Below are 14,558 nucleotides of genomic sequence, written 5' to 3'. Positions count from 1 at the left end.
TTTACTTGTCTAACTCGTCTGATTCTTGCTCCAGACCATCAGCAAAAAGGCCATAAACATACTTCTCAGGATCAAATGGTTGTAAATCATCTACCCCTTCTCCAAGGCCCACAAATTTTACAGGAATATTTAATTTGTTACGAATTGCAAGGACGATTCCACCCTTAGCTGTTCCATCAAGTTTGGTCAGTACAATTCCAGTAACGTTTGTAGCTTCCTGGAATGTCTGAGCCTGAACAAGTGCATTCTGACCTGTCGTAGCATCAAGTGCAAGAAGTACTTCATGGGGAGCACCTTCCACTTCTTTACTAATGACACGATGAACTTTTTGTAATTCATTCATCAAGTTGACTTTATTTTGAAGTCTTCCAGCTGTATCACAAATTAGCACATCTACTTTCCTGTTTTTAGCCGCATGAATTGCATCATACATGACTGCCGCAGGATCAGACCCCTCAGATTGACGGATGACTTCGACACCTGCTCGATCACCCCAAACGACAAGCTGATCAATCGCCCCAGCACGAAACGTATCCCCCGCGGCAAGCATAACAGTTTTACCTTCTTTCATCAGACGAGAAGCCAACTTACCAATCGTTGTTGTTTTCCCAACCCCGTTCACTCCAACCATAAGAATTACAGTCAATTCGCCTTCTTGAATATTCAAATCGACATTAACTTCTTCACCAGATTCATAAATCTCCACTAACTTCTCAGAGATGACGGATTGTATTCCAGCTGTGTCTTTGATGTTTTTCCTTTGTACTTCGAGTTTAAGCTGATCAATAAGCTCCATTACCGTTTCAAATCCAACATCAGCCTGAAGAAGAAGTTCTTCTAGTTCTTCAAAAAACTCTTCATCAATCTCTCTAAATCGAGCTACAAGATCATTTACTTTTGAAGTAAACTGGTTTCGTGTCTTAGCCAATCCATCTTTAAACTTCTCTGTTACGGATTCATTTCCGCCCGTAATTTTTTCTTTTATTTTTCTAAAAAAAGACATACCTATTCGCTCCCTTTACTAATCTAATTACACCATTGCCTCTGCTGGAACCTCTGATATTTTGACCGAAATAAGTTTAGAAACACCTGACTCTTGCATCGTAATCCCATAGAGGACGTCTGCACCTTCCATTGTTCCTTTTCTATGAGTAACAACAATGAACTGCGTGTTTTCTGAAAACCTATTTAAGTATTTACTAAAGCGATTGACATTCGCTTCATCGAGTGCCGCCTCTACTTCGTCAAGTATACAAAATGGAACTGGTCTTACTTCGATGATCGAAAACAACAGCGATATAGCTGTAAGAGCCCGTTCTCCACCTGACAACAGGCTTAGATTCTGTAGTTTTTTCCCAGGTGGTCGTGCAACAATATCTACTCCAGTTTCAAGTAATTTATTCGGTTGGGTTAGGATTAAATCAGCATCTCCACCACCAAACATTTCTTTAAATACACTTCGGAATCTACTTTGTACCGCATCAAATGTTGAAGAAAAACGTGCCGTCATTTCTGCATCCATTTCAGACATCGCTTCTTGAAGTGTATTTTTAGCGTTGAGTAAGTCATTCCGTTGCTCTGTTAAAAACTCATGTCTCTCTGAAACTTCCGCGAATTCGGCGATTGCACTCGGGTTAACGACTCCAATTGCTGACAATTCTTGCTTGAGTTCAGAAAGTTTTTCTCTAGTAGCTTTCTCATCGAATTTAACAATCGCCCCGGCATCAGGATATAGTCCGTATTCATTTAGCAACCGAGAAGTTATAGATTCAAATTTCACTTCCAGTCGTGACAACCCGACTGTCACTTCATTCAATGCACGATTTGATTTGTCCATCGCTTCACGTATATTTCTTAGCTTAACTACCTTTTCCTCAGTAGATTTAACTAATTCTATGCGTCGTTCTCTATTTCTCGCTATTTTTTCGGCTGTTTTATCTTTGTCTTTTTTAGCAACTTCAATCCGATCAAGTATTTCTTGTGAAGTAAGCTGTCCGCCCTCATCACTTCCAGCGAAATAGCTTTTTTCTTCATTTAATAAAATTAGTTTCCTCTTGTTTCCTTCAATCGTCTGTTTCAAATCAGTTATTGAAGATTCCTGATGGTTTTTTTGTTCGCGAAGTACTGCAGCTTTTTCACGCAACTCCGTTCGTTGGTTAATTAATGCAGCTTCTTCTTTACGCCAGTTAGCAGCTAATCGCTCAAGTGTTTCCACTTCCACTTTCAACTTTTCAAGCGTTTCCTTTATCAGAACGTGGCGATCATGTAACTCTTTTTTCTTTTCAATTAATGCTGTCCCTGTATTTTCGGAACCTTTTCTCCCTAGTTCTGCCGAATTAATTTCACTTTCAACTGTGCGGATAGTAATATCCATTTCTCTAATTCGTGACTCTCCTGAAGTTGCTTCATGTTGAAGTGTTGCGAATAAACTCCTAATTCTTTCCGTCTCTTGCATCCGTTTAGAAACAGACATTTTGGTATCACCTATCATTTTTGATCCACGTTCAATAGATGAAGCAATCTGAACAAGTTGACCTCTCAAAGTTTCTAATTCTGCTTTTCTTGTAAATACAGAAGCTTGCCCTTTAACACCGCCTCCTGTAAGAGACCCACCGGCATTGACAATATCGCCATCCGTTGTCACGACCCGGAAACGATACCCTATAGATTTCGCTATTTCACTAGCTCCAGATAATGAAGAGGCTACAAGTACATTTCCAAGCAGGTTTTCAGTAATTGTTTGATAAGCAGCGTCCGAGCTAACAAGACTATCTCCAGTCCCTACAAAATCCGGATGTCTTTCAACTATTTGAAGTGTTGAAACCGGTATTCTTCTTGGCTTAATAACATCAAGAGGTAGAAACGTCGCCCTACCTGCATTTCTTGATTTTAAATAGGCAATTGCTTTACGTGCTTCTCCCTCAGTTGAAGTAACAACATGTTGCATTGCCCCACCGAGTGCTGTCTCAACAGCTTTTACATAGGGGCCATCAACAGATAGGAGTTCAGCTACCGCACCATTTATTCCCCTAAGCTTTCCAGACTTAGTGGCGATCAAAACTTCTTTTACACCCGAATAGAATCCAGAAAAATCGGCCTCCATACTTTGAAGTGCTTTCATACGACCTTGCATTTCATACTGCTTATTCAATGCTTTTTGTAATAGTTCTTGCTTCTCCTTTAAATTTGCTTCAGCTTCTCGTAACTCTTTTGTCGATTGAACATGATTCAACTCTGCTTCTTTCATCGTTTGTTTTAGTTCGATTAATGAGCTTTCTCTCGCTTTTCTATCAGATGAAAGTTCTCGAAGATGTTCTTTTAACGATTGTGTCTGATGCAACATTTTTTCAGACGAAGATTTTTCACCTTCAAGTCTTTCTTCTAAATGCTTCAAATCATTACGTACAGTTGCTTCTTCGTTCAATCGATCAATATATTGGGATTTCAATTCTTCAATTTCGTGTTCCGTTTCTTTCACTGACCTTTTTAATATGTGGGAAATATCATCAATTTCAACTGAAACTTTTTCATAATTTTCTTTAGTAACTCCTAAGTTATCCAAAGCGGTTTGCAGGCGCACTGAAAGAATTTCTTGCTCTTTCAATGTAGCATCAAGCTCACCTTGAATTCTTTCGAGTTGTTGATCTGCATTTCGCCTTTTTTCAGCGGAAAGTAATCGTCTTCCCTCCCACTTTTCTGATTCCGAACTCACTTCTAGCAATTTCTTTTGCAATTCATCTAATTTCGTATCTACAGAAGATAGCTGGGCTCTTAATTGCTCTGATTCCTCTTCCGCTCTATCAATTGTCTTTTTCAGGTCATCATTTGTCTGCTGAAACTTCTGAGCTTCGTTCATTTTCTCTTTGATTTCAACTTGCAGTTTTTGTGCGTCATAATTTAACAAGGTACTATCTGCTTCATGCATTTCTTCAGAAAGTGAGCTATGTTTTTCGGCGGCTTCCGCATTTTTTTTAAGTGGTCCCATTCTCGTTTCTAGTTCTTTTAGAATATCAAGAACACGATCTAAATTATCTGCAGTTTCAAAGAGTTTATGTTCAGCCTTCTTCTTTCTCGTTCTATATTTTAAAACGCCAGCAGCCTCATCAAAAATACTCCGCCGATCTTCTGGACGACTATTTAAAATTTCGTCTACGCGTCCTTGTGAAATAATCGAAAAAGCTTCTTTGCCAAGACCTGAGTCTATAAAAACATCATTTATATCCTTCAAACGACACTGTTGGCCATTTAATAAATAAACACTTTCGCCTGAACGAAAGACACGTCGACTGACGCTGATTTCAGTATAATCTAACGGGAAAAGTCCTTTTGTATTATCAAGAATGAGCGTAACCTCTGCAAAATTAAGCGATTTCCTAGAATCACTGCCTGCAAAAATAACATCTTCCATTTTCGATCCTCGGAGTGATTTAGCTGATTGCTCGCCAAGAACCCAGCGAATTGCATCCGCAACATTGCTTTTCCCACTTCCATTTGGACCAACGATTGCTGTAACTCCAGGGACAAAATCAATTCCAATTCGCTCTGCAAAAGATTTGAACCCTATAATTTCAAGTCTTTTAAGAAACACTGTTAATTCTCCCCTTCAGACTGTTGCCTCTTTAATTCTTGGATTGCGTGACGGGCGGCTTCCTGTTCTGCTTCTTTTTTCGATTTCCCGCTACCTTTTCCTAGTTCTGTACTCCCCAATAGAACAGCGGTAACAAACACTTTCGCATGTGCAGGACCTTTTTCTTCGATAACTTCATAGTGAAGTTGCCCACTATTCGTTTGTTGGACGATTTCTTGCAATCTACTTTTATAGTCCATCACATGCGAAAAAGCACCGAGTGTAATTTTTGGAAAAACTACCTTTTCAAGAAACTTAATAACTTCTTCCATACCTTGGTCTATATACAAGGCCCCAATAAATGCCTCAAACACATCCGCTAGAAGTGCAGGTCGCATTCTACCGCCCGTTTGTTCTTCTCCCTTACCTAGAAGTACATAACGACCAAACTCAAGTTCATTTGCAAACTTCACAAGCGCAGGTTCGCAAACAACTGCAGCTCTTAGTTTCGTTAATTCTCCTTCACTCATTCCAGGTTCCGTTGAATAGAGAAATCGAGATACGCCGAGTTCAAGAACTGCATCCCCCAAAAACTCTAACCTTTCATTATCTGTAAAGTTTTTTCTTCTATGTTCATTCACATAAGATGAATGGGTGAACGCATTGTATAGCAATGAACTATTTTTAAATGTAATCGTAAGTTTTTGCTGCAATTCACTAAATCGATTTCGCGCTGCTATTGGAAGGAGCGCTTGTGTGGGTTTTCCTTTACTGCGTTTACTCGTCATTACCAATCCTGCCTCTCAATTCATGATAGATTATATTTTAACCTTTTGAATGAATTCCTGCAAAACGGAAAAGAGACGCTTTCTATACCTTTCAAGTGAAAGGATGAAAGTGTCTCAACCGGTAAGCTTTTAAAGTGGTACGAAAAAAATACTATAAAGGTTGAAATAAAGAATTTCATCTAACTTATAAAGGGTGCACAGGAATATATTCCACGATTAGCCTAGTAAAAAGCTATCACTAGTCTTACCAATTAAGCATACCCAGTTTAACACCTTTACATAGATAATATACGTAACAATATATTCAACTTACATAGTTTTTTCGATTAGTTCACTTTTGTTTCGATATATGAAACTGCATCACCAACAGTTCCGATTTTTTCTGCGTCATCGTCAGAAATCTCCATATCGAATTCGTCTTCTAATTCCATAACAAGTTCAACAACATCTAGAGAGTCAGCGCCTAGATCATCGCGGAAAGAAGCTTCCATTTTAATTTCACTTTCATCGACGCCAAGGCGGTCGACGATTACTTTAGTTACACGTTCAAGTACTGTAGACAAATTTGTCACCTCCCCTCGATGGTTTACGTTAAAGATAATACTACATGACCATTCCGCCGTCTACATGAATCGTTTGACCTGTTATATAGTCAGCATCTTCTGAGAGTAAAAATAGCACGGTCTTAGCCACATTTTCAGGGCTTCCCAGTTTACCTAACGGGATAACCGAAAGCATTTGCTCTTTCACATCTTCACTTAATGCATCCGTCATATCTGTTGTAATAAAACCAGGCGCGACGGCATTGACGTAAATGTTTCTAGCAGATAATTCTTTTGCAGCAGTTTTGGTAAATCCAATAACTCCCGCTTTTGCAGCAACGTAATTTGCTTGTCCCGGATTTCCAGAAACACCAACAATTGACGCTACGTTAACTATTTTTCCAGCACGTTGTCTCATCATCTGCCTTGTGACCGCTTTTGTACAAAGAAAGACACCCTTTAAGTTAATGTTAATTACATCATCCCACTCGTCTTCTTTCATGCGCATTAATAAATTATCCCTTGTGATTCCCGCGTTATTGACAAGCATATCAATTGAACCAAATGCTTCTAACGTCTTATCAATCATGTTTTTCACGCTGTCCGAATCTGACACATCTGCTTGAATTGCAAATGCTTCTCCGCCAGCTGCAGTAATTAGTTCAACCACTTCATCTGCTTTATCTTTACTTCCGCTATAGTTAACTGCTACACGGATACCTTCTTTAGCAAGTTGTAATGCAATTTCACGGCCAATTCCACGTGATGCTCCTGTTACAATAGCTGAAGTTCCTTTGAATCTGCTCATACTGACCATCCTTTCGACGCTTCAATAACTTCTTGAATTGTCTTTTCATCAAAAGCTGAATAAACGTTTACTTTCCGATCTATTTTTTTAACGAGACCGCTTAATACTTTTCCAGGACCGCATTCTACAAAATGAGTAACACCTTGGTCAATTAATATCCGTACTGAATCTTCCCAAAGTACGGGAGAATATAACTGTTCTACCAGCTGATTTTTAATTTTAAGATGATCAGTTACAACAGAGGCATTAACGTTCGCTACTACTGGAATTGTCGCATTGTTCATGTTTACTTCATCCAAAGCATCACTTAGTTGTTGTGCTGCTGGTTCCATAAGTGACGAATGAAAAGGTCCACTGACATCAAGAGGTATCGCACGCCTTGCTCCTGCATCTTTTAAATCAATACAAGCTTGATCTACCCCTGCTTTTGTTCCTGAAATCACAATTTGACCTGGGCAGTTCAAGTTTGCAGGTTGAACTGCGTTTCCTTGTGCTGTTATCAAATCTGTGATTTCTTTCACTTTGTCGTTATCTAATCCTAGGATTGCAGCCATAGCACCTTCACCGGCAGGCACTGCATCGTTCATAAACAACCCACGTTTATGTACTACTGAAACTCCTTCTTCAAACGACATTACACCAGAAACAACCAAAGCTGTATATTCCCCGAGGCTGTGCCCCGCAGTAAAGTTGGGAGTAATTCCTTCTGCGATGAGTTTGGAAGCAATCATTGTACCGACAGTTAAAAGTGCAGGTTGAGCGTTGTATGTTAACGTCAATTCTTCTTGAGGGCCTTCTGTAATTAACTTACTTAGCGAAAATTCAAGTACTTGATCTGCATTGTGTAAATAATTCATGCTCTCCACGTACTTTTCAGCTAATTCTTTTCCCATTCCAACAGACTGTGAACCTTGTCCCGGAAAAATAAATGCGACTTTCGTCATTCTGCTTGCCCCTTTCCAATCGTTTCGCGAATTGTTCCACAAACATCATAAGTTACCATCGTTCTCGCTTGTCGAATCGCGTTCAAAATTGCATTTGCATTGGACGAACCATGCGCTTTAATAATCGGTGCATTTAATCCAAAAAGGCCAGCCCCACCATACTCTGTGTAATCCATTTTCTTTTTCAGGCCACGTAAATCATCTTTTACAAGGGCTGCTGAGATTTTAGATTTCATTGAGGAACTATAGACCTCTTTCAACATAGTAAAAAAGCTTGAAGCAGTTCCTTCGATTGTTTTTAAGACCATATTTCCTGTAAAACCATCTGTTACAACAACATCAGCGATTCCATTTAGTAAATCCCTAGATTCTACATTACCAATAAAATTAATCGGCAACTCGGAAAGAAGATCGTATGCAGCTCTAGTAAGCTCATTGCCTTTTCCTTCTTCCGTTCCAATATTCAATAACCCAACTCGAGGATTGTCTATGCCCCTAACTTTCTCTGCGTAAATGCTTCCCATTATCGCATACTGGCTTAGATGTGTTGGCTTAGCATCAGCATTTGCACCTAGGTCTAGCATAACAAAACCTTTACCGTCAATTGTCGGAAGTGTTGGGGCTAAAGCAGGGCGCTCAATCCCTTCAATTCGATTGACAATAAATAGTCCGGCAGCCATGAGTGCCCCCGTATTTCCTGCAGATACACCAGCATCAGCTTCACCATCTTTTACTGCTTGTGCCATACGAACCATCGAAGCATCTTTTTTTCTACGAATCGCTCGTACAGGTTCGTCTTCTGCTTCAATTCTCTCTGAACAATGAATCACTTTTAAGCGTTCATGCTCCTTTAAATAAGGGCCCATGGCTTGTTCATCACCAAATATATGTATATGTATATCATCGAAAGTAGTTAGACTTTCAAGTGCTCCAGCAATAATTTCACCAGGAGCGTGATCTCCGCCCATTCCATCTACTGCTATGATCATTTTATTTCCTCCTGCTTTTCATCCGTCATTCGGTACATGTAAAATTCACCTGTAAAAACGGTTTCATCTCCAACTTTCGAGACGACCTCAACAAGCGTTCTATTTTCCATTGAACTTTCTTTTTTCACTTCAGCACGTGCAACTACACGACTACCAGCCTTCACCGGTTTCAAAAAATGGATTTGGGACTTGACCGTTAAAGCGAGATCATCATCCATGACCGCTACTGCAAGCGAATTAGCTTGAGCAAAAAGATGATGTCCCCTAGCAATCCCGTTGCGTTGGAACACATGATCAGTCGTCACATCAAATATAGATAGCGCACTTTCATCTAATTTCATATCAATAATGTCACCTATTACTTCATCAGATTGCAATGATTTAACTTCGCCCGTCATCGTTCGAGAAGCGACATTTTTTAAACGTTCACGAAGTTCCGGTATCCCGCATTCCAGTCTGTCCAGTCGAATTGTTTGGACACTCACATAAAAATGGACCGAAAGCTCTTCATCAGTTAAAAACGGATTCTCATCTAATAATTCCTCGAGCAGCTGTTGTCTTTCCTTTTTAGGCTTACGCAATAGTTTCACCTTCCGGATTAGCACTTGGTACTAGTAACAGTATATAAAGTTAGAATGTATATTGCAAGTAGGAAAAGTAGGAGGTGCCTTAATAGCTCATGAATAAAATAGGTGTAAAACCCAGAAATAAACTACACGTAAAACTTAGATATCAAACTAAAACTCACAAGGCGTTTCTATGTCTACTTATTTAGTAGATGATATATTTTTGGTTTTGAACGTTACATAACAGGAAGGATAGTTATTAGGCCATTGCTAAGAGCATTGGTACAGCGAAATCAAATAGACCTACCAATAAAAAAACTATTCTGCGCCAATGCAATCTTAGGCAGAATAGTTTTTCACTTATTTACAAAAGCGCCGCATGTTAGATGCATTTAATTTACCACTATCCGTTATCGCCACTACTTCATAGATAGTCCTCCATCAACGTCGATAATCTGCCCTTGTATCATTTGGCTCTCTGGACGCGCAAGAAAAGCAATCGTTTCTGTAATGTCATCAAATGTTATATTTCTTCCACTTGGATTTGCTCGTGCAGCTGCTTCTAAACGGGCATCAGCGGATTCAAGAAACATTGCGCGAAATGCCTCGGTGTCTATTGCACCAGGTGAAACAATGTTCGCTCTAATTCCAAATGGCGCTAATTCAACCGCTAAATAGCGTACAATGGATTCCGTAAAGGCTTTCGTCGTCCCAAGTGCAGCATATTTGTTAATAACATGAGTTGCTCCTCGGCTTGATAACGCAATTATACTTGATCCATGTTTAAGAAGCGGTCGACATTCGCGTACAACATCTATTAAAGAAAGACTGCTTACTTCAACCGCTTGTCTCCATTCTTGAGGTTGAATTTCTAATGCATCTCCTCTAGCAATCCCTGTTGCACAATGAACAATTAAATCGATGGAATCGACTTCTTGTTTAATAACTTCCCCCATCTTACTTACTTCATTATAATCTCCGACATTATATTTTAATAAATGTGGTGTACCACCTTTTTCAAATACTTCATTTTTAGTTTTTTCGGCAGCCTCATCATCATGATAATAGTTTAAGAACAAGTTAGCTCCAGGAGATGAAAATCTCAATGCTGTCGCTTTTCCAATGCCTTTAGTTCCACCAGTAATTAAAATATTCACTCGTTTCCCCCCCCACTAATATACTAGGTACTTGGAATTTATTAAGCGTTTAATTTCATACTTTTAGTAACTATTGTTTTCAGCAACTCGTTTAATTCGGGACAGATGCATTCATCTGATTAGACCAAAGGCATAGCTACCCTTCCGGTACGTCCTATAGTGTTCGTTATTAAACTGAGTACATTAGGAACAGCTTAGTTACTTAGTAGAAATTTCACCCGTTTCCGGATTGTAATATGTTGGACCACCAATTGGAACTAAATCGCCATCTTTGGCCTCTACCATACGTAAAGTAGTATTTCCATAGCGATTTTTAGCTGAATAAGTCACTGCATCGAAAATAGAACCCTTCCAATCGTCTAACGTATCAAGCGCCTGGATATAGCTTTCCCATGTCAATTCACCTTCGACCCTTTCTAGCCCCTCTACAAAAACTTGTGCAGCTCCCCAACCAATTGATGTTAGTCCTCCCAAATCCTCCGCAGAATAATCTTTAGTAATTTGGTCGATATACTTATCAATGTCCGGGTATTCCGTCTTCTCATAATCCGCCATAGGAACAGCAGTAATGACGCCTTCCCAAGCCTCTTCACCAGCAAGATTAAATTGGTTTTTGTCCTGACCGGCAGTGATTCCCACTAGGAAAGGAGTATCCATTTCATCAATGTTATGCATTCCACGTCGCAATGCGGCAGATGGACCTGGTGTTGCTAAAACAAGTATCGCATCCGCATTTGCTTCGGAAAGGTGTTGAACCTGGGTACTAAAATCCTTATCGGTCGCGAGGAACGTAACCTCTTTCGCAATAGTTATTCCATCCATTTGTTCAATAACACTTTTAGCACCACTGAAAGATTCCTTGCCAAAGTCATCATTTTGATAAGCAATTGCTATGTTTTTTGCCCCTAATTGATTTACGATATAGTCAATAAATACTTTCGCTTCATTTGCATAATTATACTGGATTCCAAAAATGTTGTGAACGGGTGGATCAATAAATTTACTTCCTCCTGTTCCTAAACCTACTACTGGGATTTTCGATTTTTTCAATAAATCAAATGAGGCACTAATGTTAGCCGTTCCAATCGGATAAACAATTCCGAATACCTCATCCTCCTCAATTAATCTTTGCATTCCTTGAACTGTCTTAGCAGGTTGATACTGATCGTCGTAAGGAATTAACTTTAGCTGTCTCCCTTGTACTCCACCGTTTTCATTCACATAGTTAAAATAGGCTTGAACTCCTTTTCGAGCCTTGTCATATTCTGCAACCGGTCCTGTTTGGGGCCCAGTGAGACCGACTTTAATCTCCGTATCTGTTACACCTTGTACATAATCTAGTGAATCTTGATCAATTTCTTTCTCTTTTGTACCACCTTCACCACTACATGCTGCCAGAATCAATACAATTAGTGCTACAAAAAACAGATTAATTTTTTTCAATATTTTCTTCCCCCTAATTTTTTTTCCTGTTTTCTTTACTTTGTAAGATTGACCCATACTGCTAAGAAATATCTTAAATGGACTTGTCTGCCTGTCCATTTCCTGCAGAGTAAAATTTATTTATTCTTAATAAAAATACGTAACAAATAGTCAGCTACACTTTCAGCTATCTCCGATCCACTTTTCTCTCCATCGGGAGAATACCAATGTGTGACCCAGTGCATTGCTCCTAAAATTATGTTCCTAACTACCTTTAAATCAATTGAATTAAAAACACCTTCCTCAACGCCCTGAATTATTAACTGATCAAAACGACTGCTATAGTCATCCCTCAAGAGCAATATCTTTTCTAACTGAGAACCTTGAAAGAACTGTTCGGGAATAGCCATCATTTCGAATCCATTCTTTTCACTAATTGCATATTTCACATGAATAATCATCGATTCTCTTAATTTGTCAGTTACTGATAGCTCTCGACTGCAAACTTCTTTGATATTTTCAATGCTTTGTTCTAATATCATTAATTGACAGTGATAGAGCAATTCTTGTTTATCTTTAAAGTAATAGTATATGGAACCTTTTGTCATCAAGAGATTTGCAGCTATTTCTTCAAGCGTTGTGCCATGGTAACCCTTTTCATATAAAATACTTAAGGCTGAACGTAAAATTTCTTCTTTTTTCCTAGCAGTTTTTTTCGCGCGTAAGGTCATGTGTTTTCACATCCTTTCAAATAAGTTGTACTGAGACCAATCAATTTTTTGAAGTTTGCATACTTTGTTTTAAAATATATCTTTGTATTTTGCCGCTTTGGGTCTTCGGTAGACTGTCTATAAACTCAATTTCTCTTGGATATTGATGTTTAGATAATTTGTTTTTCACAAACACACTTAACTCTTCTTCCAGACTTTCTAAAGGTTTGCTTGAAGGAGTAAGTACTACAAATGCTTTGACAATTTCTCCTTTGAGTTGATCTGGTTTTCCTACTACCGCTACCTCTGCCACAGCTGGATGTTCCAAAAGGCAACTCTCAACTTCAAACGGCCCTATTCGATAGCCGGCACTTGATATAATGTCATCCGAACGACCTTCGAACCAAAAGTATCCATCTTCATCCATACTGGCAAGATCTCCAGTTAAAAACCATTTCCCTTTATACTTTTCTTTAGTTTTTTCTGAATCCATCCAATACCCAAGAAAATAGAATGAAAAGGCAGTTGAATCTGTCGCTATTTCTCCGATTTCACCTTTGTCAACAGGATTTCCAGCAACGTCTAGTAATTCAACTGTAAATCCTGGGGAAGGAAGTCCCATTGAGCCAGACTTCACAATCATGTCCGTTGAATTGTAGTTGTTTACTATCATTCCCGTCTCTGTTGAACCGTAGTGGTCATAGACTTCTCTTCCAAAATTCTTCTTGAAAAAATGAACAACTTCCGCATTTAAAGGCTCTCCGGCACTACTGAACTTTTTGACTTGAATGGAGTATTGCTTTATCAGTTCCGGACCGGATTTTGCCATCATTCTATAAGCCGTCGGCGCATATGCCATATTACTGATTTTATAGTCTTCCAGTAGTTGATAAACCTTTTCCACTTTAAAAGATCCTTTATAAACAACGATAGGAACTCCATAACTCAATGGAGCTAGCGTACAATTAATGAGCCCATATGCCCAACCCATATCTGCACCACCAAAGAATATATCGTCTTCCTCTATTCCCATGGCCTGTGTAATATATGGATCCATACTAATAAGCAATTTATGCGACCATGTCGCCCCTTTTGGTTTACCCGTTGAGCCGGAAGTATATTGAAGAACACACGGATCCATAAACTTTGTCGGTTCGGTCTCAAATGTTGCAGGGAATGACTGAACAAACTCTTCAAACGACGTTCCATCACTAGATTCTTCATCAGTTAAAATGACGGTGCTTGAAACTTTCAGACCTTCTAACTTTTTAGCTTGTTCCTTGTTTGTAATCAAAACTTTACAACTAGCATCATTCAAACGATGCAAGATTGCTTCAGGTCCAAATGCAGTAAATAACGGTACATAGATTGCGCCTAATTTAAATGTTGCAATTACCGTAATAATTAGTTCCATATCCTTACCTAGGAGCCCAGCAACCCGGTCGCCTTTTTTCACTCCCATTGACCGAAGTGCATTGGCCATTCGATTGGATTGATTCTTCAATTCCACATAAGTCCAAGTTTGTTTTTTACCAACTTCGTCTTCCCAATAAATAGCCACACGATGTGAATCTTCAGCCCAACGGTCACAACATTCATGAGCAAAATTAAATTTTTCATGCACATTCCAATCAAACCGATCTATAACATCTTCCCAGGAAAAAGAATCTTGTAATTTTTGATAATTCATTTTCTCACCTCGTATGAATTTTTTTTACAGTCAAGAAAAAGTAATGCATGCTCGAATTCATATGCCATCCAATTACCTCTTAAAGAAAGGGAATTTCCTTAATTATTGAAAGCGCATTCATAAATACTTTATTATTTGCTAATATAATCGTAGCCAAACGCGATGTGAAATCAACGCTACACGTTTTCAACACGGTATCTCATACCTCTAAATTTACTAATAGTATCAAATAAATTGCCTTAATCATTCCATTACCGACTACTCAAGAACTCCCTTGATTTCTACCTGTTTTTAGTTAATCCCACTTCCTTTACTTTCCATTTATCAGAACATTTAATGAATTTTATTCTATCCGTTTATTTTTTGAATGTCAAG

The 14,558-nt window shown here is 38.8% G+C and carries 12 protein-coding genes; all 12 read right to left on the bottom strand.

Translation table 11 applies throughout. The annotated features are described in order from the left end of the window. Position 1: 1 nt before the first annotated feature. Positions 2 to 1,003 (bottom strand): signal recognition particle-docking protein FtsY, encoded by a 1,002-nt coding sequence (ftsY, locus tag ACXYMX_RS02090; RefSeq protein ID WP_459042557.1) that lies wholly within the window; start codon positions 1,001 to 1,003, stop codon positions 2 to 4. A gap of 27 nt (positions 1,004 to 1,030) precedes the next feature. Then, positions 1,031 to 4,588 (bottom strand): chromosome segregation protein SMC, encoded by a 3,558-nt coding sequence (gene smc / locus ACXYMX_RS02085; protein WP_459042556.1) that lies wholly within the window; start codon positions 4,586 to 4,588, stop codon positions 1,031 to 1,033. 2 nt (positions 4,589 to 4,590) lie between these two features. Continuing rightward, positions 4,591 to 5,355: a ribonuclease III gene (gene rnc / locus ACXYMX_RS02080; RefSeq protein ID WP_459042555.1), complete on the bottom strand. Its 765-nt coding sequence runs from the start codon at positions 5,353 to 5,355 to the stop codon at positions 4,591 to 4,593. A 326-nt stretch (positions 5,356 to 5,681) separates the two neighbouring features. Further along, positions 5,682 to 5,918 carry an acyl carrier protein gene (locus ACXYMX_RS02075; protein WP_459042554.1) on the bottom strand — a complete coding sequence of 79 codons (237 nt, stop codon included), beginning with the start codon at positions 5,916 to 5,918 and terminating at the stop codon, positions 5,682 to 5,684. 40 nt (positions 5,919 to 5,958) lie between these two features. Then, a complete protein-coding gene (gene fabG / locus ACXYMX_RS02070; RefSeq protein WP_459042553.1) occupies positions 5,959 to 6,705 on the bottom strand; it encodes a 3-oxoacyl-[acyl-carrier-protein] reductase in 747 nt (248 codons plus the stop codon). Next, the gene (gene fabD / locus ACXYMX_RS02065) at positions 6,702 to 7,649 is read right to left on the bottom strand and encodes an ACP S-malonyltransferase (RefSeq protein ID WP_459042552.1); all 948 of its coding nucleotides are present in this window, start codon (positions 7,647 to 7,649) and stop codon (positions 6,702 to 6,704) included. The genes fabG and fabD overlap by 4 nt, the downstream gene beginning before the upstream one ends. Next, positions 7,646 to 8,638: a phosphate acyltransferase PlsX gene (gene plsX, locus ACXYMX_RS02060; protein WP_459042551.1), complete on the bottom strand. Its 993-nt coding sequence runs from the start codon at positions 8,636 to 8,638 to the stop codon at positions 7,646 to 7,648. Before plsX ends, fabD begins: the two co-directional genes overlap by 4 nt. Continuing rightward, positions 8,635 to 9,219, bottom strand: a complete 585-nt coding sequence (gene fapR, locus ACXYMX_RS02055) for a transcription factor FapR (protein WP_459042550.1) — start codon at positions 9,217 to 9,219, stop codon at positions 8,635 to 8,637. The genes plsX and fapR overlap by 4 nt, the downstream gene beginning before the upstream one ends. 404 nt (positions 9,220 to 9,623) lie before the next feature. After that, positions 9,624 to 10,361, bottom strand: a complete 738-nt coding sequence (locus tag ACXYMX_RS02050; RefSeq protein ID WP_459042549.1) for an SDR family oxidoreductase — start codon at positions 10,359 to 10,361, stop codon at positions 9,624 to 9,626. 198 nt (positions 10,362 to 10,559) lie between these two features. Next, the gene (locus ACXYMX_RS02045) at positions 10,560 to 11,804 is read right to left on the bottom strand and encodes an ABC transporter substrate-binding protein (protein ID WP_459042548.1); all 1,245 of its coding nucleotides are present in this window, start codon (positions 11,802 to 11,804) and stop codon (positions 10,560 to 10,562) included. A 116-nt stretch (positions 11,805 to 11,920) separates the two neighbouring features. Beyond that, a complete protein-coding gene (locus ACXYMX_RS02040) occupies positions 11,921 to 12,514 on the bottom strand; it encodes a TetR/AcrR family transcriptional regulator (RefSeq protein ID WP_459042547.1) in 594 nt (197 codons plus the stop codon). A 40-nt stretch (positions 12,515 to 12,554) separates the two neighbouring features. Further along, positions 12,555 to 14,183, bottom strand: a complete 1,629-nt coding sequence (locus ACXYMX_RS02035; RefSeq protein WP_459042546.1) for an acyl-CoA synthetase — start codon at positions 14,181 to 14,183, stop codon at positions 12,555 to 12,557. Positions 14,184 to 14,558: the final 375 nt, after the last annotated feature.

Source organism: Sporosarcina sp. CAU 1771, assembly GCF_054482775.1.
Note: the sequence above shows the minus strand (reverse complement) of the source record. Positions and strands in the feature narration are given on the sequence as shown.